22 protein-coding genes are annotated in these 22,408 nt (G+C 37.9%); 13 read left to right on the forward strand and 9 right to left on the reverse strand.

What is annotated here, in order from left to right:
• Window positions 1-83 precede the first annotated feature (83 nt).
• Window positions 84-1,421, reverse strand: a complete 1,338-nt coding sequence (locus ACXITR_RS07475; protein ID WP_457996613.1) for an adenylosuccinate synthase — start codon at window positions 1,419-1,421, stop codon at window positions 84-86.
• 182 nt (window positions 1,422-1,603) lie between these two features.
• Between ACXITR_RS07475 and leuS the strand changes: the two genes are divergently transcribed.
• The gene (leuS, locus tag ACXITR_RS07480; protein WP_457996614.1) at window positions 1,604-4,207 is read left to right on the forward strand and encodes a leucine--tRNA ligase; all 2,604 of its coding nucleotides are present in this window, start codon (window positions 1,604-1,606) and stop codon (window positions 4,205-4,207) included.
• Window positions 4,208-4,278: 71 nt separating this feature from the next.
• On the opposite strand, the gene ACXITR_RS07485 is transcribed toward leuS, so the two are convergent.
• Window positions 4,279-4,833: a hypothetical protein gene (locus ACXITR_RS07485; RefSeq protein ID WP_457996615.1), complete on the reverse strand. Its 555-nt coding sequence runs from the start codon at window positions 4,831-4,833 to the stop codon at window positions 4,279-4,281.
• 269 nt (window positions 4,834-5,102) lie between these two features.
• Between ACXITR_RS07485 and ACXITR_RS07490 the strand changes: the two genes are divergently transcribed.
• Together ACXITR_RS07490 and ACXITR_RS07495 are read left to right on the forward strand one after the other, a co-directional pair.
• Entirely contained in the window at window positions 5,103-6,335 is a 1,233-nt protein-coding gene (locus ACXITR_RS07490; protein WP_457996636.1) for a DNA cytosine methyltransferase, read from the forward strand.
• Window positions 6,336-6,439: 104 nt separating this feature from the next.
• Window positions 6,440-8,185 carry a hypothetical protein gene (locus tag ACXITR_RS07495; RefSeq protein WP_457996616.1) on the forward strand — a complete coding sequence of 582 codons (1,746 nt, stop codon included), beginning with the start codon at window positions 6,440-6,442 and terminating at the stop codon, window positions 8,183-8,185.
• Window positions 8,186-8,271: 86 nt separating this feature from the next.
• Here the strand turns inward: ACXITR_RS07495 and ACXITR_RS07500 are convergent, their stop codons facing one another.
• Both ACXITR_RS07500 and lpxD read right to left on the reverse strand, forming a co-directional pair.
• A complete protein-coding gene (locus ACXITR_RS07500; protein ID WP_457996617.1) occupies window positions 8,272-8,451 on the reverse strand; it encodes a (2Fe-2S)-binding protein in 180 nt (59 codons plus the stop codon).
• 194 nt (window positions 8,452-8,645) lie between these two features.
• Window positions 8,646-9,683, reverse strand: coding sequence for a UDP-3-O-(3-hydroxymyristoyl)glucosamine N-acyltransferase (gene lpxD / locus ACXITR_RS07505; RefSeq protein WP_457996618.1), 1,038 nt, complete (start codon window positions 9,681-9,683; stop codon window positions 8,646-8,648).
• A 4-nt stretch (window positions 9,684-9,687) separates the two neighbouring features.
• Between lpxD and ACXITR_RS07510 the strand changes: the two genes are divergently transcribed.
• The 6 genes from ACXITR_RS07510 to ACXITR_RS07535 all read left to right on the forward strand — a co-directional run bounded on the left by ACXITR_RS07510 (window position 9,688) and on the right by ACXITR_RS07535 (window position 16,075).
• The gene (locus ACXITR_RS07510; RefSeq protein ID WP_457996619.1) at window positions 9,688-10,263 is read left to right on the forward strand and encodes a TerD family protein; all 576 of its coding nucleotides are present in this window, start codon (window positions 9,688-9,690) and stop codon (window positions 10,261-10,263) included.
• Window positions 10,264-10,535: 272 nt separating this feature from the next.
• Window positions 10,536-11,759, forward strand: coding sequence for a geranylgeranyl reductase (gene chlP, locus ACXITR_RS07515; RefSeq protein WP_457996620.1), 1,224 nt, complete (start codon window positions 10,536-10,538; stop codon window positions 11,757-11,759).
• A 94-nt stretch (window positions 11,760-11,853) separates the two neighbouring features.
• Entirely contained in the window at window positions 11,854-12,735 is an 882-nt protein-coding gene (locus ACXITR_RS07520; protein WP_457996621.1) for a hypothetical protein, read from the forward strand.
• A 534-nt stretch (window positions 12,736-13,269) separates the two neighbouring features.
• A complete protein-coding gene (locus ACXITR_RS07525) occupies window positions 13,270-14,274 on the forward strand; it encodes an Npun_R2821/Npun_R2822 family protein (protein WP_457996622.1) in 1,005 nt (334 codons plus the stop codon).
• Between the two features lie 46 nt (window positions 14,275-14,320).
• Complete coding sequence (locus ACXITR_RS07530; RefSeq protein ID WP_457996623.1) at window positions 14,321-15,400, forward strand: glycosyl transferase; 1,080 nt, start codon at window positions 14,321-14,323, stop codon at window positions 15,398-15,400.
• Window positions 15,401-15,565: 165 nt separating this feature from the next.
• Window positions 15,566-16,075, forward strand: coding sequence for a dihem cytochrome c family protein (locus ACXITR_RS07535; RefSeq protein ID WP_457996624.1), 510 nt, complete (start codon window positions 15,566-15,568; stop codon window positions 16,073-16,075).
• Window positions 16,076-16,331: 256 nt separating this feature from the next.
• Here the strand turns inward: ACXITR_RS07535 and ACXITR_RS07540 are convergent, their stop codons facing one another.
• The gene (locus ACXITR_RS07540) at window positions 16,332-17,549 is read right to left on the reverse strand and encodes a molybdopterin molybdotransferase MoeA (RefSeq protein ID WP_457996625.1); all 1,218 of its coding nucleotides are present in this window, start codon (window positions 17,547-17,549) and stop codon (window positions 16,332-16,334) included.
• A 91-nt stretch (window positions 17,550-17,640) separates the two neighbouring features.
• On the opposite strand from ACXITR_RS07540, the gene ACXITR_RS07545 reads away from it, so the two are divergent.
• Window positions 17,641-18,468 carry a YaaW family protein gene (locus ACXITR_RS07545; protein WP_457996626.1) on the forward strand — a complete coding sequence of 276 codons (828 nt, stop codon included), beginning with the start codon at window positions 17,641-17,643 and terminating at the stop codon, window positions 18,466-18,468.
• Window positions 18,469-18,542: 74 nt separating this feature from the next.
• On the opposite strand, the gene ACXITR_RS07550 is transcribed toward ACXITR_RS07545, so the two are convergent.
• Window positions 18,543-18,941, reverse strand: a complete 399-nt coding sequence (locus tag ACXITR_RS07550) for a hypothetical protein (RefSeq protein WP_457996627.1) — start codon at window positions 18,939-18,941, stop codon at window positions 18,543-18,545.
• A 195-nt stretch (window positions 18,942-19,136) separates the two neighbouring features.
• Here ACXITR_RS07550 and ACXITR_RS07555 point away from each other — a divergent pair, with 195 nt between their 5' ends.
• The 3 genes from ACXITR_RS07555 to ACXITR_RS07565 all read left to right on the forward strand — a co-directional run bounded on the left by ACXITR_RS07555 (window position 19,137) and on the right by ACXITR_RS07565 (window position 20,222).
• Window positions 19,137-19,478 carry a metal-sensing transcriptional repressor gene (locus ACXITR_RS07555; RefSeq protein WP_457996628.1) on the forward strand — a complete coding sequence of 114 codons (342 nt, stop codon included), beginning with the start codon at window positions 19,137-19,139 and terminating at the stop codon, window positions 19,476-19,478.
• A gap of 175 nt (window positions 19,479-19,653) precedes the next feature.
• Window positions 19,654-19,950 (forward strand): RNA recognition motif domain-containing protein, encoded by a 297-nt coding sequence (locus ACXITR_RS07560; RefSeq protein WP_457996629.1) that lies wholly within the window; start codon window positions 19,654-19,656, stop codon window positions 19,948-19,950.
• 101 nt (window positions 19,951-20,051) lie between these two features.
• Window positions 20,052-20,222 carry a hypothetical protein gene (locus ACXITR_RS07565; protein ID WP_457996630.1) on the forward strand — a complete coding sequence of 57 codons (171 nt, stop codon included), beginning with the start codon at window positions 20,052-20,054 and terminating at the stop codon, window positions 20,220-20,222.
• Window positions 20,223-20,299: 77 nt separating this feature from the next.
• On the opposite strand, the gene ACXITR_RS07570 is transcribed toward ACXITR_RS07565, so the two are convergent.
• From ACXITR_RS07570 to ACXITR_RS07580, 3 genes are all read right to left on the reverse strand, one after another.
• Window positions 20,300-21,112 (reverse strand): DUF3598 family protein, encoded by an 813-nt coding sequence (locus ACXITR_RS07570; protein WP_457996631.1) that lies wholly within the window; start codon window positions 21,110-21,112, stop codon window positions 20,300-20,302.
• A 73-nt stretch (window positions 21,113-21,185) separates the two neighbouring features.
• A complete protein-coding gene (locus ACXITR_RS07575) occupies window positions 21,186-22,079 on the reverse strand; it encodes an ATP adenylyltransferase family protein (protein WP_457996632.1) in 894 nt (297 codons plus the stop codon).
• A 185-nt stretch (window positions 22,080-22,264) separates the two neighbouring features.
• Window positions 22,265-22,408 (reverse strand): IS200/IS605 family transposase (locus ACXITR_RS07580; protein WP_457996637.1); only part of this gene is annotated, 144 nt, incomplete at its 5' end.

Consider the following 22,408-nt stretch of genomic DNA (forward strand, 5'->3'; position numbering starts at 1 on the left):
ATATTTTGATAATTTACCTAACCAATTTGATTGGGGGTTAATTTTGGAACAATTTTAATAATAACCAAAATATACTTTTAATTTTAAGACTGTTGGAGAGGATTTACACTGGCATTAAGTAAAGCTCTTTTAGGTCCATGGATAGGATCTTCCACAATAATGGTTTGTTCTCTACCTGCCCCAAGGGAAACGATGGCAATGGGTAATTCCATTAAATCTGCCAAAAATTTAAGATAATTTAAAGCATTTTCTGGTAATTCCTCTAGGGTACGACATTCCGTGGTGGATGCTTGCCAACCGGGTAGGGTTTCATAGATGGGCTTACAACGGGCAAATTGATTGGCATGGGTAGGTAATTCGGTGATGGTTTCTCCATCTACTTCATAGGCTACACATACTTTAATTTCTGGTAATTCGTCTAAGATGTCTAATTTAGTAACTGCCAAACAGTCTAAACCATTAATCCTAGCGGCATATCGACCAATGACAGCATCGAACCAACCGCAACGACGACGGCGCCCTGTGGTAGTACCAAATTCTGAACCACGATCGCCCAATAAAATACCAATTTCGTCCTCTAACTCCGTAGGGAAAGGCCCTTCGCCTACACGGGTGGTATAAGCCTTAGCAACACCAATAATGCGGTCAATGATGGTAGGTCCTACTCCAGCACCAACACAAGCTCCCCCAGCAATGGGATTTGAGGATGTTACATAGGGATATGTACCATGATCGAGATCAAGTAGTGTCCCTTGTGCCCCTTCAAATAAGATATTTTTCTTACTTCTTACGGCTTGGTTGATTTTTAAAGAACTGTCAATGACAAAAGGACGTAGTCTTTCAGCGTAACCTAGGTACTCCTTGATGACTTTTTGAGGGTCTAGGGGAGGTAAACCATAGAGTTTTTCGAGGACTGCGTTTTTGTAATTAATCGTCCATTCTAATTTGTCGGGATGGCGATCGCCATTAATCAAATCAAGCATTCTAATGCCGATTCTTTCCGCCTTATCAGAATAGGTAGGGCCAATGCCTCTGCCCGTTGTCCCAATTTTAAACTTACCTCTTCTATCCTCTGCCGCTTGATCCAAGATACGATGGTAAGGCATCGTCACATGGGCAGTTTGAGAGATAAATAAATTGTCAGTGGAAACATTAAGATCAACTAATTGATCAATTTCCTCCAATAATTCCTGCGGATCTATCACAGTACCAGAACCGATAATACATTCTGTATCAGGGTATAATATCCCTGAAGGGATTAAATGTAACTTAAAGGTTTGACCATCTACGACCACAGTATGCCCTGCATTTACGCCCCCTTGGGAACGCACCACGACATCCGCTGATTTACTGAGTAAATCCGTGATTTTTCCTTTTCCTTCATCGCCCCACTGGGCGCCTATTATAATAACGTTAGCCAAGAGTTTTTTAGTGCTAAACTTCACACAAACTATTATTATCGCAGTTTAAAATTTTTATGTCAAGTTTTATTTTAATGAGATATTTTTAAGGATTTTCTATGGGGATAAGGACATCTTCGAACTGATGTAAGATAAAAGATTGATTAAATGAAAGAATTATAGTTAATTTCAATTTATAGATTATGCAATCTCCTTATCAGGCCAGTGACGTAGAGAGTAAATGGCAACAGCAATGGACAGAAAACCAACTATATAAAACCGAAGAAAATAACGATAAACCAAAATTTTACGCCCTTTCCATGTTTCCCTACCCCTCTGGGAAGTTGCATATGGGCCATGTGCGTAACTATGTAATTACCGATGTAATTGCCCGTTTTCAAAGGATGAGAGGGCATCGAGTTTTACACCCTATGGGGTGGGATGCCTTTGGTTTACCCGCCGAAAACGCCGCCATTGATAGGGGGATTCCTCCCGCTACTTGGACTTTTCAAAATATCGAACAGATGCGATCGCAACTACAACAACTAGGACTATCCATCGATTGGGATAGGGAAGTGGCTACCTGTTCTCCCGAATATTATAAATGGACACAGTGGTTATTTTTACAATTTTATCAAGCAGGATTAGCATATCAAAAAGAAGCCGCCGTAAACTGGGATCCCATTGACCAAACGGTTTTAGCCAATGAGCAAGTAGATGGCGATGGTTATTCTTGGCGTAGTGGGGCAAAGGTAGAAAGAAAACTATTAAGACAATGGTTTTTCAAAATTACCGACTATGCCGAACAACTTTTAGAAGATTTATCCCAACTCGAAGGATGGCCAGAAAGGGTGAAAACCATGCAGGAAAACTGGATTGGTAAATCTGTGGGGGCTTACCTCGAGTTTCCTGTCATTGATAAGGATGAAAAAATTGCCGTCTTCACCACTCGCCCCGATACCGTCTATGGTGTAACCTATGTGGTACTAGCCCCCGAACATCCTTTAACCCCCCTCGTCACCACCCCCGACGCAAAAGAAGCCGTAGAAGCCTTTATAAAAGAAGTTAGCACCGAAAGCGAAATCGATCGCACCGCCGATGATAAACCCAAAAAAGGAGTTTTCACAGGAGGAAAAGCCATCAATCCCTTTACAGGGGAAGAAATTCCTATCCTCATCGCCAACTATGTACTATATGAATATGGTACAGGGGCAGTAATGGGAGTACCAGCCCACGATGTCAGGGATTTTAAATTTGCCAAGGAAAATAATTTGCCCATCAAAGTGGTTATTTTACCCGATGATGCCGATAACGGTGATGTGTGCTTCTTAGAAGCCTACACCGAAGCAGGGACCATGATTAACTCTGGTAGCTTTACGGGGATGCAGTCGGTTAAGGGGAAAAATGCGGTAATTCAATTTGCCGAAAATCAAGGCTATGGTAAAAAGCGCATCCAATACCGTCTCCGTGATTGGTTAATTTCCCGTCAAAGATATTGGGGTTGTCCTATTCCCGTTATCCATTGCCCTAATTGTGGTACAGTACCCGTACCCGATCAGGATTTACCTGTAAAATTACCTGAACAAGTAGAATTTTCTGGTCGTGGACCTTCTCCCCTCGCTAAGATGGAAGACTGGGTTAATGTGCCTTGTCCTAGTTGTGGTACTCCTGCCAAACGAGAAACCGACACCATGGACACCTTTATTGATTCTTCTTGGTATTTTCTTCGTTACACCGACGCAAACAACGAAAATGAGCCTTTCAGCCTTGATAGGGTGAACAATTGGATGGGGGTGGATCAGTATGTAGGAGGTATTGAACACGCCATATTACATCTTCTTTATTCCCGTTTCTTTACCAAAGTAGTTAGGGATAGGGGTTTGGTAAATGTGGATGAGCCTTTTAAACGTCTTTTAACCCAAGGAATGGTACAGGCTATTACCTATAAAAATCCTGTGACGGGTAAATACATTCTTCCTGAAAATATTGAAGAAAGGGAAGAAACCAATGAACAAGGTAAAACCGAAACCGTTTATTATGATAAGGCTACGGGCGATCGCCTTTCGGTGTTTTACGAAAAAATGTCAAAATCAAAATATAATGGAGTAGATCCGCAAATCGTTTTATCAAAATACGGTGCCGATACCGCCAGAATGTTTATCCTTTTCAAAGCACCCCCCGAAAAAGACTTAGAATGGGATGATGCCGACGTAGAAGGGCAATTCCGCTTCCTCAATCGAGTTTGGACATTAACTCACGAATTTATCGATAATCCCCAATCAGCCCAAACTAAAACCATCGATAAAAATACCCTAAGTAAAACCGAAAAAGACTTAAGAAGGGCAATCCATACCGCCATCAAAGAAATAACCGAAGACTTAAACGGTGACTATCAACTTAATACCGCCGTCTCCGAATTGATGAAACTTAACAACGCCCTCCGAGACAGCAAAGATAAAAACTCCCCCGTTTATCGAGAAGGTATCGAAACCCTCATCCTCTTACTTGCCCCCTTTGCCCCCCATATTGGCGAAGAATTGTGGCAACAGTTGGGGAATACAGAATCAGTGCATTTACAATCTTGGTTAGCGGTAGATGAGGAAGCCTTAACGGTAGATGAAATTACCCTCGTTATCCAAATTATGGGTAAAACCAGAGGTACTATTTCCGTACCTGCGGGCGCTAGCAAAGACGAGTTACAACAGTTTGCCCAAAATTCAGAGGTTGCCCAAAAATATATCTCAGGAAAAGAGATTAAAAAAGTGATTGTTGTGCCGAATAAATTAGTTAACTTTGTGGTAGTTTAAACAAAAAAATACTAGACATAAAAGTTTAACTTGCTCTATAGGTAAGGTGGGCATTGCCCACCATTTTCGCTCTAGTCAACATAGACATTTCTCCATTCAAAAGAAGGGCTATTCATACTGCAGTGTACATTTGCCCATATAGTCTGAAATTGTTTATGGACACACCTTTTTTCAATTCGACTCACACCAACATTATTAAAGTTAATTGGATTAACATTTATACTATTAACGCTTCTACTATTAATGGTTATAGAAGAACTATTATTTCTTGGCTGATTAATATTATTATTTCTCCAATAGTTGCTGTTTCTTCTTAGATTTCCGTTGAAAAAATCGATACTACCGTTATTATCATTAGGAAGAATAATAATTATGGTTTCTGGTCTTCTACTGGGGTAAACATATCCTGAAGTTTGATTTTGGTTATTAATACCCGTATTGGTGCTATTACTTTGGGTAATGATAAGGTTTTGATTAACATTATCAGAGCTAATAATAGTGGATGAAATTGGGGAATTATGGGAGGAGGATTGACTTAATTGTTGTCCATAAATCGGTTTTACAATACTGAGATTAAATATTGTTCCTGTCCCTATTAATAGACCTAAATATTTTATAATTTTCATGGTCTTTTTTTATAATTATCTATAAATTTATCATAGCGTTTTTATCTCATGGGGTGCTAGAGTCTTTAGTTGCAGTATTTGATTTGATGCCCACGCCTATCTATCCTAAATACTTTTTCATCAAGCCCTAGGTATGAAATTTTATAAACTGTACGTTTATTTATTGTGTTTGGCAATGGGGTTAAGCCCATTGTTAGTTTTATTAATATACTTTTCTTTATGGATCGAGCATGAGTTTTCATTATCAACTATCTATTATCGATTTTCCCTTGAAAAAAAGACCCGTTGCCATTGATTTGTTTGCAGGATGTGGGGGGATGTCTTTGGGGTTGGAGGCTTCTGGATTTGATGTTGTGGCGGCGGTAGAAATTGATCCTATCCATGCTTTGATTCATCATCTAAATTTTCCCCATACTCAAACCATTTGTGAAGATATTAGCAAGTTAGATACCGCTGTTTTAAAAGAAATTTTGCAAGGAAAAGAGCTTGATTTGGTGGCAGGAGGCCCTCCCTGTCAAGGTTTTTCGATGATGGGTAAACGGGAATTGGATGATCCCAGAAATTCTCTAGTTTTTGAGTATGTGAGGGTGATTAAGGATTTAAGACCGAAATATTTTATTTTTGAAAATGTGCCGGGGATGTTGGCGGGAAAGCATGGGCAATTTTTGCAGGAGTTGATAAAGGAGTTTAATAGTATTGGTTATGGATTGGCAAAGCCAAGGGTGATGGATGCCAGTGTTTTTGGGGCGCCTCAACGGCGCAAACGTCTAATTTTGTTGGGTAGTCGTCAAGATGTTATGCCCCTTGAATATCCGACGGAAACAGGGGAATTTAATGATGTACAAAGTGCGATCGCCGATTTGAACTTTATTTCTGCTTTTGTAGGGGTAAATCAAGGTATTGAAACAGAAAAATTAGACTACTCAGGATTTAGAGGAAATTTTGCCCTTCAACCCCAAGGCATATATACTCTGTGCCATCACCGTGAAAGAGATAATCTGGTTTATAACCATGTGGGTTCAAAACATACAGAAAAATCACAACAGCGTTTTCAATCGGTATCCATGGGCAAAAAAGATCAAGTAAGTCGTTTTCTCAAACTCTCTCCTACGGGGCTATGTAATACCCTCAGAGCGGGTACAGGAAGGGATAAGGGCGCCCATACGGCACCACGCCCCATTCATTATCAACAACCCCGTTGTATTACCGTCAGGGAGGCCGCACGGTTACATACTTTTCCTGATTGGTTTTTGTTTCATGAGACTATTTGGCATGGTTTTAGAGAAATTGGTAATGCGGTAATTCCTTTGTTTGCTAAGGTATTGGGGGATGAAGTGATTAAAAATTTAGGGATAGATATTCAGGAGTTAGAGACTATAAGGTTAGACACTCCAGCCATGGATTTGATGAAATATAACATGAATCAAGCCTGTGAATATTGGTCGGTATCGAGGGAGATAATTCCTAAGAGAAAAAGGTTAACGATTGTTAATAATAAATAATTGACAATTGACCACTAAAAATCGACAATTGGTAAAAGTTACACTTTAATCTTAGTAGTCACCACTTCACAGGTTAACTATTACTTACTACCTATTTAAATTATATGTTAGAAAAATTTAGGATTATTCCTCGGGGAATAAATCTGGGGTTAATTGCGATCGCCACTACCCTATTGATAGTTTATCAGGGATTTGCTATGGACGACATAGGCTATGAAGTCTGGGGTTCAGATCAATCAAACTCTGTGGTTGGCGTTGAAACCGTTGGTACCCATGGGGGATTGATTTGGATTTGGGATAGTAAAGACATCGAAAAACAAATCGAATCTGGTATCGAAGCACAACCCCTTGGCTGTGATGGCAATAACCGAGCCGGGGATGGCCCTTGTGATGTAAATGCTGTTTTTCCTTCCACCCTCGCCGAATATGACGAAAATGGAGCCACAGGACAAACCATCGCCGATTTACCCGGTTTTGGTCGTTTACACGGTATGATTACTGATCCTCAAAATAAATATCTCAATGTGAACCTCTTTACCCCGGGGGGTGGTTATGTGGGAATTATGGATGGGGAGACTAAAGAGGCGATCGCCCTTTTCCGAGTCACTGGCACCAATGGTAGTCCAGCCGAACGTTCTGTGCATATGTCCTTCTGGAATAATGATGGTAGCGCCCTATTAGTGGCAAACCTCAATGGTAAATTACTAGAACGTATCGACATTACCAGAGATACACAGGGTAAAATCACCAATGCCATTTACAATAAAACCGCCTCCCTTGGAGTAGGAAAAGGGATGGAAGTTACTGCCCCTGCCACCGTTTACCATGGCAAAAATGGTCATAACCATGAACTAATTGGCGAAATTACAGGTAACTATGAAGGCAGTGCCATGGCAGACTTAACCCCCAATGGTAAATGTAAAGAAAACGGTTGTGCGGAAGACAAAAATGCTGATCTAGGGGGTAGAACCAATAATCTCATCATCTGCCCCATCGTCTCCAGCTCTAACCACGCCTATATAACCCTTGCAGGGGGAGGCTTATTAGTTGCCAATACAGAAAAAACTCCCATGGAAATCGTGGGAGAATACGATAACCAAATTCTTAATGGTGCTGGTTGTGGAGGTATCGAAGCTAACAACAAAATTTGGCTAAATGCAGGGGTTTCAGCTTCCGATGCAGGCGCTACCCAATCAACCCTCAGTCTTTATACCCTTGATGACTCTGCCTTTGGACAAACCCCCAATCTTCCTAATACCCCTGAGCCAGAAGTAGTCTATAAAGATAAAAATAACACCGCTACCAATGGCAATACTACAGGGGAAACCAGCAACGAAAGCGGACAACTACCCGGAGTTACCACCCGCCATGACAATCATGGTATGGCGAGAACCGTTGATGGCTCTTACATACATAATACAGACCGTATTCAAAATACCATTGAAGTATTCAACACCGAAACCCTTGAGCATACATCCTACGATCTAACCTCTAAAGATGGGCTAGGAAGGGGAGTGGGAGCTTGTGCCATGGCTTCTATTACTGATGATGGGGATTTACCTAAAAATGATCCAGCCCCTGATTTAATGGAAGAAAGCCCCGACGGCAAATATTTATACGTAGCTTTTCGTGGTGCTATTCCCGTATCGGTTGCCCATTCTTCCCAAGGAAGTTGCCCAGGGGTGGGAGTGGTGCAGTTAGATAATAATGGTGCTTCTGGTCATTTAGTCTCTGTTTTACGGAGTTCTAACACTGAAGATACTGCAAGTCTAGCTTCCATTCTTGGGGGTCATAATTATCAAGGTAGTGAACATAGCGACTTACATGGTGTTACCATCCGCCAAAAATAATTATTAAACTTTTTGCTTTGACAAGGGACTTCTGTTCCTTGTTTTTTTATGGAATTAATATCGCTAATAATTTTTATTAGTTGTTTCTACCTAACGGCAGCGTTGGATAGGGCCGTTTCTAAAACTTTACAGGCACGGGATTGACAACTACCACAACGGAGGGAGACGGAAGTATGTTCAGATAGTTGGTCAATGGAGGATACGCCCTGTTTCACGGCTCTGTGAATATCTTTCTCTGTAACGGCATTGCAAATACAAACGTACATTACTTCTTCCTGCTAATTATTAGCAATAACTTTTGACTTATCCTCATTATTGCAAATAAATTTCACTATGTCCACTAATTTTTGAAACAAAATAGGGTAGGTTTTCCCCACCCTCAGACAGTTAGGTTATCAGGAAGATAGGAGGGTAAGGAAAATGGGGATTAATTTTTTTATGAAGCCTTCGGATTTAAAATCTATTTATGGTTTTTTCTTTTTAGATCCCTATAAGACTTATACATATCAGGAATATGCTTGTAAATAGCGGCTAATTTTAAATAAATATGGTGGGGCATGGAGGGTGTTCCAGAAACCACGTCTCCTGCTTTGACATTGCTAGAAATTCCTGTTTGGGCAGAAGCACTGGCTCCATCGCCAATGGTGGCTTGATTCGCTACGCCCACTTGTCCTCCTAAAATAACTCTATTACCTATCTCAACTCCCCCAGCCAAGCCGACTTGTCCTGCAAAGGCACAACTTTTACCGATTTGGCAGTTATGTCCTACGTGGACTAGGTTATCTAATTTTGTATTTTCTCCTATTTTGGTTGTTCCTAGGGCAGGGCGATCTACTGTACTATTACAACCAATTTCTACTCTATCTTCTAGGATGACATACCCTGACTGGGGCATTTTGTACCATCCTTGGGGTACGGGGACAAAACCGAATCCTTCGGCTCCAATTACGGCTCCGCTATGAATTACGCAGTCTGCTCCAATTTGTGTTCTTTCATGAATACTACAGTTACTATGGAGCTCGGTGCGATCGCCCACTACACATTCAGGATACACTACTACATTAGGATGAATTACCACATCATCTCCTAATTTAACCCCTTCCGAGATAACTGCGTTGGCGCCGATGGCGACATTTTTACCGATGATTACCCCATCTGCAATAACGGCTTTGGGGTGAATTTTGGTTTCGGGCTGATAGGGTTGATAAAAAAGTTCAATGGCTTGGGCGAAGGTGAGGCGAGGATAGGATGATGATAACCAAGCGATACCTCTATGGGTTGCTTCTTCTTGTAAGTTCTTATCCGATGGTAAAATAAGGGCTGATGCGGAGGTAGTGGCTAGCAATCTGGCAAATTTATCTCCTTCAATGTAACTTAGACTATGGGCGATCGCCTCTTGAATCCTTGTAATACAGACAACTTCGGGATCAAGATTTGGATTATCATTCAAACTGTGATTTTCGGGGGATAATTGATTAACAATATCACTAAATTTCATGGCTATGAGTATTTCACTGGAAAAAGGACAAAGAATTTCATTAACAAAAGTAGCACCTAGCCTAGTCGCTGGTTTTATCGGACTAGGTTGGGATGTAAATACCACCGATACAGGGGGGGATTTTGACCTCGATGCCTCTGTTTTTCTCCTAGGGAGTAATGAAAAAATCGTTTCAGATAAACATTTTATTTTTTACAATAACCTAGTTAGTCCCGATTCAGATCACTCCGTTAAACTTTTGGGAGACAACCGCACAGGAGAAGGGGATGGGGATGATGAGGGATTAATCGTTGACCTAAGAAAAGTTCCCCCCGATGTCAAAAAAATTGTAGTCACGGTTACTATTTATGAGGCCGATAAAAGAAAACAAAACTTTGGTCAAGTAAATAACGCCTACATCCGCCTAGTGGATGTACAAACCAAAGAAGAAATATTACGCTACGATTTGAGCGAAGATTTCTCCGTGGAAACTGCTGTTATCATGGCTGAGTTATATTACCAGAATGAAGAGTGGCGTATCAACGCTGTTGGCTCTGGTTTTCAGGGGGGGTTACAGGCATTATTAGATCGGTATAGTTAATAATTGATAATGGATAATTGAGAATGAATAACTAGGCTAACAGTACAAATCAACTAAAACAAAAGCCATTGCATCTTCCCCATTTCCCATTTCCAAACCTCATGAATTAACTATGGTCGTACCTGAGAAATGTTAAGAAATATTGCTTTCTTTGTTAAGGACTGTTGCAATATGGAAAAATTTATCAAAAGAGAGGACATTGTCCTTTACCTTTTTATAATAGATAGAATAAGCAATTTATAAAAAATATAAATTTTAGGAGCAAGAATACCGTGACAATTCGGGTAGCAGTAGTAGGCGGTGGACCTTCTGGATCTTCAGCAGCTGAGATTTTAGCAAAAGCGGGTATTGAAACCTATTTGTTTGAAAGAAAACTAGATAACGCTAAACCTTGTGGCGGTGCTATTCCTCTATGTATGGTGGATGAGTTTGATTTACCCCCTGAAATCATTGACCGCAGGGTTCGTAAAATGAAAATGATTTCTCCTTCTAATATTGAGGTCAATATTGGTCAAACTCTTAAAGAGGGTGAATACATTGGTATGTGTCGCCGTGAAGTTTTAGATGGTTTTATGCGCGATCGCGCCGCCGAACTAGGGGCGAACCTCATCAATGGTACGGTATATCAATTAGACATTCCCGACAATGATACTAGCCCTTACACCCTCCACTATGCAGATCACTCCAACGGTAGCGCCCAAGGGGAAATGAAAACCCTTAAAGTTGATCTCGTCATCGGTGCTGATGGTGCTAATTCCCGTGTGGCTAAAGCCATTGATGCAGGGGATTACAACTATGCGATCGCCTTTCAGGAAAGAATCAAACTCCCTGAAGACAAAATGGCATACTATGACGAATTAGCCGAAATGTATGTGGGTAACGATGTATCTCCCGACTTTTATGCTTGGGTATTTCCTAAATATGATCACGTTGCCGTCGGTACAGGTACCATGAAAGTCAACCAATCCATGATTAAAGACTTACAAGCCGGTATCCGTCAGAGAGCAGCCAAACGCCTTGAGGGGGGAGAAATCATCAAAGTAGAAGCTCACCCCATTCCCGAACATCCTCGCCCCCGTCGTGTAGTGGGCAGAGTAGCCCTTGTGGGTGATGCTGCAGGTACCGTTACCAAATCCTCTGGGGAAGGTATCTACTTCGCCGCTAAGAGTGCCAGAATGTGTGCTGAGGTGATTGTAGAAACCAGCAATAATGGTCAAAGAGTACCCACCGAAGCGGATTTAAAAACCTACCTCAAAAAATGGGATAAACAATATGGTACTACTTATTTAGTATTAGACATCTTACAAAGAGTTTTCTATCGTAGTGATGCTACCCGTGAAGCCTTTGTGGAAATGTGTGCCGATATTGATGTACAAAAAATCACCTTCGATAGCTACCTCTACAAAACCGTAGTACCTGCAAATCCTTTAACTCAGCTTAAAATTACAGCTAAAACCATTGGTAGTCTTCTACGGGGAAATGCGCTCGCGCCATAATCAAAATTTAATAACGACTATATAATCTGAAGGGTAAGTGATCATAGTATTGCTTACCTTTTATTTATGACTGAAAAAATTATCATTGATAACGATGAATAAACAACAAAACTATTGTTTTTGTACTTTAGCCGTCGGAGAAAAATATCGAAAACTAGCTTTATTATTGGCAAAGGATATAGATAAATATGCTCCAAGAATTAAATTTGTTGTCCTCACAGATAAAAGTAACTTTTTTCAAAATCAGAAGAATATAATAGCCAAACAATATACCCCTATTAGTATCAAACTATATAACGATAAACGCTTAGTTATTGAAGAATCTTTAAAAATATTTAACTCCTGTATTTTTATTGATGCTGATATGCGAATTATCGATACTGTACCAGAGCAAATAAACTTTTTAGAAGGCATTGTTGCTTATAGTTGCTATAGCATTATTAAGCATAATACAAGAAAAGAATCCTCAAAAAAGGAAAAACAAAAATCAAGACTTAATCATATTCAAAAAATATGTAAATTATTAAATCTAAAAATAGAGAGTATCAAATTTATCAATGAATTTTTCTTTTATGTAACTAAATCAGAGAATACTGAGGAATTTTTGCGATATTGGCAATTATTAGCCGAGTATTTTGAAAGTCAAGGATTTTATGATGGTGAGGGTAATATCATAGGTGTCGCTGCCGCAAAAGCAAACTTTAACGTCATATATGACCATGAAAAAAAAATTAAAGTGTTTAAAGATAGAGTTGAGATTTACAATAAACAACAGGGAAAAGAAACCATTGATAATTTAGAATATTATCTTAGCATTCAAAGAAATATAGAATATCAACAGAAAACATTGTGGAATAAAGTGGTGGATAAATTAAATAATAAGAGAATTCAATACACAAGAAAACTATATTTAAGATTCAAACTATTCAAAAACAAGAATTATATAGTCAATCAAATGAAAAATATTAATGATTAAAATCTGTTTTCAACAAATCTAATTTTTCTTCTAATTGCTGAGTTAAGTTTTCTATCAAATTTTCGTTACTTAAATTAGGTCTAGTATTTTTAATTATTTTTCTGAAGTTATTAACTCCTATTTGTTGATTTATTTCATATTTCAGCCATCTGAAAATATACAGCATATCTGATTTTGAAGATAGGTCATATATTCTACTAATATTCACAGGATTATAATTAACTTGTATCGATTGACACCAATCTTCCCATTTAAAAGATAGAATTGTTCTGTTAGAAACGATTGGAATCCATGCCTTCTATTAAAAACAAATGAGCTAAATAATTCAAGACCACAAATAGCTGAATTTTTAAATATAAATCCGAATACTTTGCTTCCCAGACATGAAAATAAAAATGAAAATAAAATAAATATTATTGAAAACCTACCAGATTATTTTGTTAAAGATAGAATAATGTTCTATTGTTATGACATAGTTCAAGAATATTTTCCAGAAACACTAAACCAATATTAACTGAATAAAAAATTATTATTATGAAAGGTATTTATACATTAGCTAATGATGTTGTCGTAGATCAACTCATTGCTCTTTTAAATAGTATAAGGAAAAATATAGGGGATATTCCTGTTGCGGTGATTGCGTATAGTGATCAATTATCTAATGTGAAAAAAGAAATTAAACGCTTTTCCAATGTTGAATTAATTGATGATTTTACTTTATTTGAACCATGGAGACATTTTTCTCAAGAAGTTTGGAAGGCTCATCCTACGGCTTTTGATTTGTGGAAAAATGAAGGTATTAAAGGTGTTTATAGAATAAGTTGTAATCACCGCTACTTTGCTTTTGACTCTTTAGGATTATTTGATCAATTTATTTATTTTGATGCTGACGTTTTAACTCTTAACTCGGTTAACTTATTTTTTGATAATTTAAACAGTCATGATTTAGTTATTTATGATTTTCAACATAAAGATGTTTCTCATATTTTTAATGTTAAGAGTGATAAGTTATTTGAAGTTTTTTCAGAGTCAAAGATTAGAAAAAATATTTTTTGTTCAGGCTGTTTTGCTGGGAATAAAGGTATTTTTTCTGAGCAAGATAAGGATTTAATTCTTCAAAATCTTGGCTCTGGTGATGCAGAGATACTTTATTTAGGTGCACCCAATCAATCCGTCTTAAATTATATGGCAATGACATCGCAGAAATCTATATATAATTTAGCTCTCGAATTACCCCCCGAACAAAAAACGGGAAATTCCGTAACATCTCCTCATTTTGAATATAAAGATAACCTGCTATACGACAAAGGAGTTAGACTAACTTACTTGCACTATATTGGAGTGCCTTCTAGTGTCTTTACGAGGCTATGTGCAGGGGAAAATCTTGATTTTCCTTACCGTGATATTTTCTTACACTATCGTTATTTACATGAACCTGAAAAGATGCCAAAATTCGTGGGGAAACCTAAACCTTATAATCCTCCCCCGACTTTTATTGATAAGGTGTTTAGAAAATTGGGAGTAAAAACCAAGAAATAGTTGTTTTGTGAGTTACAATTTGGTGTTGATTATTTAATTTTTATTTATGTCACGGCCTGTATTATATTGTGCCATTACTAATCATGGTTTTGGTCATTGTGTGCGTATGGCTTCGGTAGCTAGTGCGGTACAAAAAATAAATCCTGAGATTTTATTGGTAATGGTGACGACGGCGCCCCGTTGGCTGTTGGAGTCTTATATTGATGGGGATTTTATCTATCGTCCTAGGGCGTTTGATATTGGGGTAATTCAACAGGATAGTATCCAGATGGATTTGGGGGCTACCCTTGCCAAGATGAATGATTTTCGGCAACGACAGGGGCAAATTGTGGCGGGGGAGGTGGAATTTATCAGGGTTAATGGGGTTTCTTTAATCTTTGCTGATATTCCTGCTATGGTGACGGAAGTTGCTCAAAAAGCAGAGATTCCTTGTTGGATGATGAGTAATTTTGGTTGGGATTTTATTTATCGTCCTTGGGGAGATGATTTTAAGTCTATAGTATCATGGTTGAAGTCTTGTTATGGTAAGTGCGATCGCCTCTTCCGCCTACCTATGCACGAAGAAATGAGCAGTTTTAACCATAAAGAAGATATGGGCTTAACAGGGGGAAATCCTCGTTATGGGGAAGAAGAATTAAGACATAAATTTAATCTTAGTAAGCCAAAAGAAAAAACGGTTTTATTAAGTTTTGGAGGACTTGGTTTACAATCTATCCCTTATGAGAATTTGAATATTTTTCCTGATTGGCAATTTATTACTTTTGATCAAAAAGCTCCTGATTTACCAAATTTATTAAAAATAACAGACACCTATCTTCGTCCTGTGGATTTTATGCCTTTATGTGGAAGAATTATGACTAAACCTGGCTATAGCACTTTTGCAGAGGCGATGCGATTGGACATACCTTTGATGGTTTTAGATCGACAGGGATTTGCGGAAACGGCTTTACTAATGGAAGGTTTAAAAAAATATAGCTATCATCAAATATTAAATAATAAACAATTTTTTGAGTCGAATTGGAGTTTTTTAAAACAGGAATTAAATCCTCCTTTAACTAACGAAAAATTAGAAAAAGATGGCACTGAAATTATTGCTCAAGAGATAGTTGATTATTTTAATAATTAGGGTAATTTATCTAAAATATAGCTTTTTTTACAATTATGAGATACATTTTTTGATTCCCTCTTGCCTATTGTCTTTCAAGTAAAATTTGTGTAGCTTAACAAAACGGAAATTGCTATATGATAAATAAGAGTTTATTATTCTACTAAAGTAAAGTGCGATCGCCCCATGAAACAAAAAAAAGATAAAAAAAGATATATTTTAATCTTAATCTCCATAGTAACCATCAGTTGGAGCATTATCATGGGAAGTCTTACCAGTAAAGTAATGGCAAACCCTATCGGGACAAAATCCGTTGATAAGGTTGCCGAGAGGCATAGGGTAGGAAAAGAAATCTACCTCGAAAATTGCTCAACTTGCCATATTGCCATACCCCCAGAAGTATTACCCAGCGACACATGGAAAACTATCCTCGAAAATCCATTGAACCATTATGGCGTAAGACTTGAAGGCGTTATTCGTTTTAACCAAGTATTAATGTGGCAATATTTAAGCACCCACTCTCGCCCCATTTCCGTGAATGAAACCGAACCTAGATTTATCGCCCAATCTCGTTACTTTTTCGCTCTCCATCCGGGGGTTGAAGTGCCTTCCCCTGTTACCCATACCAGTTGTGTTGAATGTCATTCGAGGGCATCAGATTTTGATTTTCGCACTTTGAATGAGGAATGGCAGTAGATAATTGATAATTGATAATTGATATTTTTTTGCCTTTCCAAGACAACATTAGAATTGTTGTGATACTAAATCCGAATGGTAGAATATATCCCCCCCGTCTTGCAATGAATTACAAGGCTAACAGTTTATGGTTCAATGAATTGAACTAAGGTATATTTATATTTACGGATTTGGTATGAAATAGGTTTTTTGCAAAATTTAGCCCTTATCTAATAAAGGTTTGAGATACGCAGATATTTAATTCACCACAAGTCTATTACACTAACATTATCTTAATTTTCTCTCCCTGATTAACATGGGAAACACCCACAGGAAGGATAGCTAAAGCGTTGGTTTGTTGTAAATTTACTAAATTTCCCGAATTATGAAGCCCATGGGAAAGATTAAAATGATATTGCCCTTCAACAATATTCCCCCTGCCCCATAGATAACATTCCCTTTTTTCCTCTGCCTTCAGATTTTCTTGACAAATACCCTCGACAATTTGGGGTAAATAATAGTTTGTTTCTCCTGATAGTTTAGAAATGGCACTTTGCAAAAAACGCCAACATATCACCATGGTAGAAACAGGATTACCTGGGATACCAAAGTATAATTTATTGTCGGGGAAAATAGCTACGGTAAGAGGTTTACCCGGTTTGATGGCTACTTTTTCCATCAATATTTTGCCCCCTAATTTAAGCAATATTTCCTTGACATAGTCGTATTCCCCCACGGAAACTCCCCCTGTGGATAGCACAAAATCGGCTTTTTCGAGGGCAGAGGCGATCGCCCCTTCTAATTTTTCCTTTTCATCGGGTACAATGCCCATAGGAACGGAAATAGCACCATTCTGGCTAACAAAACTATGTAATAGATATTGGTTAGAATCGATAATTTTCCCTTTACTGAGGGTTTCATAGGGAGTAATTAGTTCATCTCCTGTGGATAGTATAGCAACTAAGGGCGATCGCACAACAGCCACTTCCGTACATTGAGCCGTTGCCAAAATAGCCATTTCAGGAGGACTTATTTTCACATTTGCAGGTAATAAACCATCATTTGCCCCATAAAAAGAACCTTTTTTCCTAACAAAATTACCCCTTGGGCAAGGTTCAAGGATTTTCACAAACTTACCATCTCTTTGGGTTTTCTCTTGCATCACCACACTATCTGCCCCCTCTGGCATTATCGCCCCCGTAAAAATACGAGCGCACTGATTAGCCTTAATCTTCTTTTGGGGTACATAACCCGCAGGAATTTCTTCAACTATTTCTAAAGAAACCTCTTCACCATCTTTTATTTTTTCTAAATCTTCCCACCGCACCCCATAACCATCCATCGCCGAATTATCCCAGTAGGGAAAATCATTAGGAGAATAAACATTTTGAGCTAAAATACGACCATAGGCTTGACTTAAATTAATTGTTTCAATCTCTTCTAAAGGTTTAACATGATCGATAATAATATCAAAGGCTTCTTGGGTGGTTAACATAAAAATAATCAAAGGTTGTGTAAGCAATAAAAGACACTTTATTAACTTTCATTATCAACTATCAATTATCAATTATCAATTACTAATTACTATGGTAGACGAATTTAGAAGCGCTTTAGAAGTAGCCACGGAAGAAGAATTGCAACAACTGACTAATATCTTATTTTGTCGTCGTCTCAACCCCATTGATTATCTACAAACCCCTGCCCCCATTGATGTTCAAAGCCAAGATTTACCCTTTTGGTTAGATACCATTGAGCAAAGATTTCGTTTTTTAGCCGCCGATGGAGTAACAGTTTTAAAACGTCGTAGCCACCAAGTATCCTACCGACAAATTTTAATCCAAGTTTGCCGTTATCTTAAAATTCCCTATGGTGTATCCATGGCAACCATTGACATTGAAACGGAGATTTTTTTACATTTGTTACAAAAAGCATGGGCAAAATTACCCGCCCAAGAGCAAAATTCTATCCGTAATGAAGTTATTAAATCTTTAGCTGATTCTAACACCCCTGAGCCTTTACCCTTAAGGTTACAACATGATCCCCTAAAAATTATTCTCAAGGGTAGTGGAGTTGTGGCCATTAGTTCAATTTTAAAGTCTTGGTTACTCAAAAAAATTGCCCAACAATTTGCTCTCCACTTTGCTACTTATCAGGTGGCAAAAACTGGCCTAATTAAAGGGGGAGTTGCCCTTGCCTCTAGTTTTCAAAATCAATTTACCTTACAGGTGGCAAAACAGGGAATGTTGGTGAATACTGCTCGTTATACCGCCGTGAGGGGGGCTTTTGCTTTCCTCGGCCCCGCTTTGTGGGCTTGTTTTTTTGCCGATTTGGGCTGGAGGGCGATCGCCACTAACTACACCCGTGTTATCCCTGTCATATTTACCCTAGCTCAGATTAGACTCACCCGGACATAAAAAAGTGGGCTATAACGCCCACCTAACATAGTTAGTAAAGTTAATTTATAATTACGAATACTATCTAACTCTATTTATTTTCTAATACCCTTAGCCATATTACGGAACATATCCATATTAGTATCCGTAGGACGACGTTTTTGAGACTCGGTAGGGGCAAAAGAAGACTCAGTATTAGAGCTTTCCGTAGAAGAAGACTCTACAGAATTAAAGCTACTTTGAGTATTATTATTAAAATTATTAGGGTTTTGAAAAGTAGTTTTCTTAACCATTTTTTCAGAAGATACTTCCTGAATTAATTCCGCTCCCTTTTCGCTACCTAAAGTTTTAGGAAATGTTCTGCGGGTAGTTTTAGTTTTACGCATATATTCAATGTCACCATAGGTTTTAGCGTCATCAGGATCTAAAAAATAAGCTCCTTGAGAACTATTATTATTGTTTCCTCTTTTCAACCAACCAAATAAACCAGCCATTAAATTATTTCTCCTTAGTATTCTATTAAAAATTGTTACGATTATACTATCAATTATAACATATCGTTAATACTCTCAGAAGAAAATGTAATGTTTCAATCCCTATACCGACCAACTCTTTCAGAAACTTAACAATTAAATTAACTATAATTGTAGTCAGAAAATATTTAAAACAATTAAGACTAAAATAAGAAAATGGGTACAGTAGATCATGGCATAGAACATCATCACAATCACCAGGTCAAAAATTCTAGTCATGGACATATCCACAGTGAAGAATCTCGTCGTAAAGTTATTAATCGCCTATCACGGATAGAAGGTCATGTCAGGGGCATCAAAACCATGATTAACGAACATCGAGACTGCCCAGAAGTCCTTATCCAAATTGCCGCCATCCGAGGGGCCCTTGATAGGGTTGCTAGAATAATTTTAGACGAGCATTTAAGCGAATGTATTACCAGAGCTGCAGAAGATGGTACAATTGACATAGAAATAGAAGCTCTAAAAGCCGCCTTAGATCGATTTTTACCATCATAGAAAAAAGTGATGGTTAATTTTCTATTTGGTGTTATACTAAACCATAGGGAATCAAGATTTAGTGATAAGATTTTACTCAGTATTTACAGTTACATAGTTTCGTATTTATTGATAGGCTTCATTAATAACATCTTTGCTCTCTACAATCTAAACAATTTAAGGAGTTCGTCAATCGATGTCGATATATGTAGGAAATCTTTCCTATAGTGTAAGCAAGGATGATCTTAATGAGGTCTTTGCAGAATATGGTACAGTAACAAGGGTTCATATTCCCACTGATAGAGAAACTGGTCGCATGCGTGGTTTTGCTTTTGTAGAAATGGAAAACGAAACCCAAGAGGATGCGGCGATTGAAGCCCTTGACGGTGCTGAGTGGATGAGTCGAGAACTAAAAGTTAATAAAGCTAGACCTCGTGAAAATACAGACTCTTTCAGAGGTGGCGGTGGTCGTAGAAATGGCGGTCGCTCCTAAGACTTTATTGATTATGGTTTAAAACCCTATAATCCAACTTTTGATTTCTCAGTTAATTAGATGGGAAATCAAAGAAAAAAAATACTATTTAAGAGGAAAGAATGGCTAAAAGCAATCCTAAAAAGGAAAAAGCAGAACGTAATAAGGCTTACGCTCGTCAATTTAGAAAAAAAACTACCCGTTTTAATTCTAAGTTTAAAAGAAGGGATTATAACAGTTCTAGTAGTTCTAATGAGCAGTCTAACAATACAGAGAATAAAGATCAAGACTAATAACCTAGCAAAGTTGATCTTTTGTGACTGATAAACCACCGCTATCTACTATGGAATTAGGGGTGGTTTTTTGTTGCTTACGATTGTTTAAATTCTGTGACTAAAGTAACATTTTTCCAAGCTCCTGTTTCATCATAACGGCGAATAATTCTTAATCTCTGATTAGGCTCAATTAACCAACCACACTCCAAGAAAAAAGGTTGGCGATGGATAATTTTTAATGGCACGGTGAGGGATGCCCCATCAGGTAATAGTAGGCTTCTAATGTCTTGCCCCCTTTCGGAAAAGGTGAGAGCATTTTCTTCTATGTCTGCGCTGGAGGTAAATTCTAGGTGAGGGGTTTTTAAGGTTTGTTTTAGTTGGTTGCCTGTTTCTTCTAATATTAAGCGAGTAGGGTATTTTTCAGGCTCACGCCAATCGGGATATAGGGTAACGGCTTCCCCTTGCCATTCGCCGATGAGTTGATTTAGGGAGAGGGGAGGATTTTCTTGTTTGGGGGTATCTGCCCTAAATTCTCGAATTAGGGTTGTTTGTTCAAAGTTGCTTTCTTTATCAAACAACTGTACCATGCGTAAACGACGATGGCCCTTACAAAAACCAAATTCAGCCCCAAAGCTAGAAAAAGGACTAAATTGTAAATTTCCCTTAGAAAAATGCCCTTCTTCAAAAAGGAATATACTACGGTTAAGGTAAGTAAACTCATTGATATGGGGTGGAGTGTCTTGCCCTAGCCTTGTTACGGTTAAACGAATGGTTTTATCTTCATTTAATCCCTCTAGTTTTATTTCTGTGGGGGTATCTTTGATAAACTCTCCCCTAGGAGAAAATTGAGTAAAAGAACCTAGCCAAACCCCTCTATTTTTTAATAAACGTTCCCACTGTGAAGCCATAAAAATTTAAGAAAAACAACCTCAATCATTTTACCCTGTTCACCACTCAAGTTGTAAAAGTAAAAGATACCATCTATTTTTCAATCCCTACTTGCTTCAAAATATGTAAAGGTTTATATTCTTTAATAATTTCTAGTTGTTCTTGATTTTTTACCAACAAAGCCCCGGCAAAACCAAGGGAATTTATCGAAATTGATTGAGCTTTTGGTTGACTTCTCGGAATCATCATTATCCATTGTTTTGTTACTAATAAGTTATAATTTCCAAGGGATTTTTGATGATTATTTTCTATATGTAAATAGTCTAACATTTTATAATAAATTTCTTGGGTTATTTTGGCACATTCACAAGGGGATTTTCCTAAGAGGTTATGAAAGGCGATCGCCTGTACGTAGGGCAATTCATCTAGGGTAACAATTTCATTATCAGATAACTTTGAACGATAACTTAATACCAACTGTTCTATGGGAAAACCTTGAAAACTAGGAGCAAGGGGAAAAGGAATTACTTGTAAATGTTTATGGGGTTGAGAGGCTCCCGCCAAAGCCCCTGCATTATAAAACCCTAAACCGCTTACCTGTTGTAGTACCGTCCAAAAAGACTGTAAATCAGCAAGGGTTAACAAGTTTTCTTGGGGTTCAAAATCACGGGTAATAATTAAAACATGATTATTAACAACATTATATTTATTTAAAATACACACATGATTGTCGCCTAAATTATCCACATATAACTCTTTTTCATAAGGTAAAAAAGGATTATAATTAGTTTTTTTTTGCTGTTTTTTTTGTTCTTTCTTTGCCTTCTCTTTTCTTGTGATATTATCTAAAATTCTGATAATAAAATTAATGTTATTTTCCTTTAAAAACTCATACTGAGTCTCAATGGGTTTTAATGCTTTTGTTTGGAGAGCTTGAATGGTTGTTGCACTTATTTTGCTCCATAAATCAAGATTGTTGTCGCCCATAGATTCCTATATTTGTCTTATTTACAACCAATATACAGTGTATGGTACGGGCGTTAGTCTTTGTCTTTTCAGTAACAAATCTTTGATAAATGAGGACAGCAAAAAAGATAAGCTCATTAACCCTGTTGATTTTTTTTTGACCAAAATATCTGGGATACAAGCCCCGTCGTTCACGACGGCTTTTTCTAATTTTGTATATATTTTTTTAGCGTTTCTATAGGACATCCACCACTGCTAACGGCAAAATAGCTAGGACTCCATAATGCTTTGTATTTTTTCATCTCAGGATACTCCTTGCGTAAATAACGACTAGACACTCCCTTCAAAGA

Source organism: Cyanobacterium sp. (assembly GCF_054166785.1).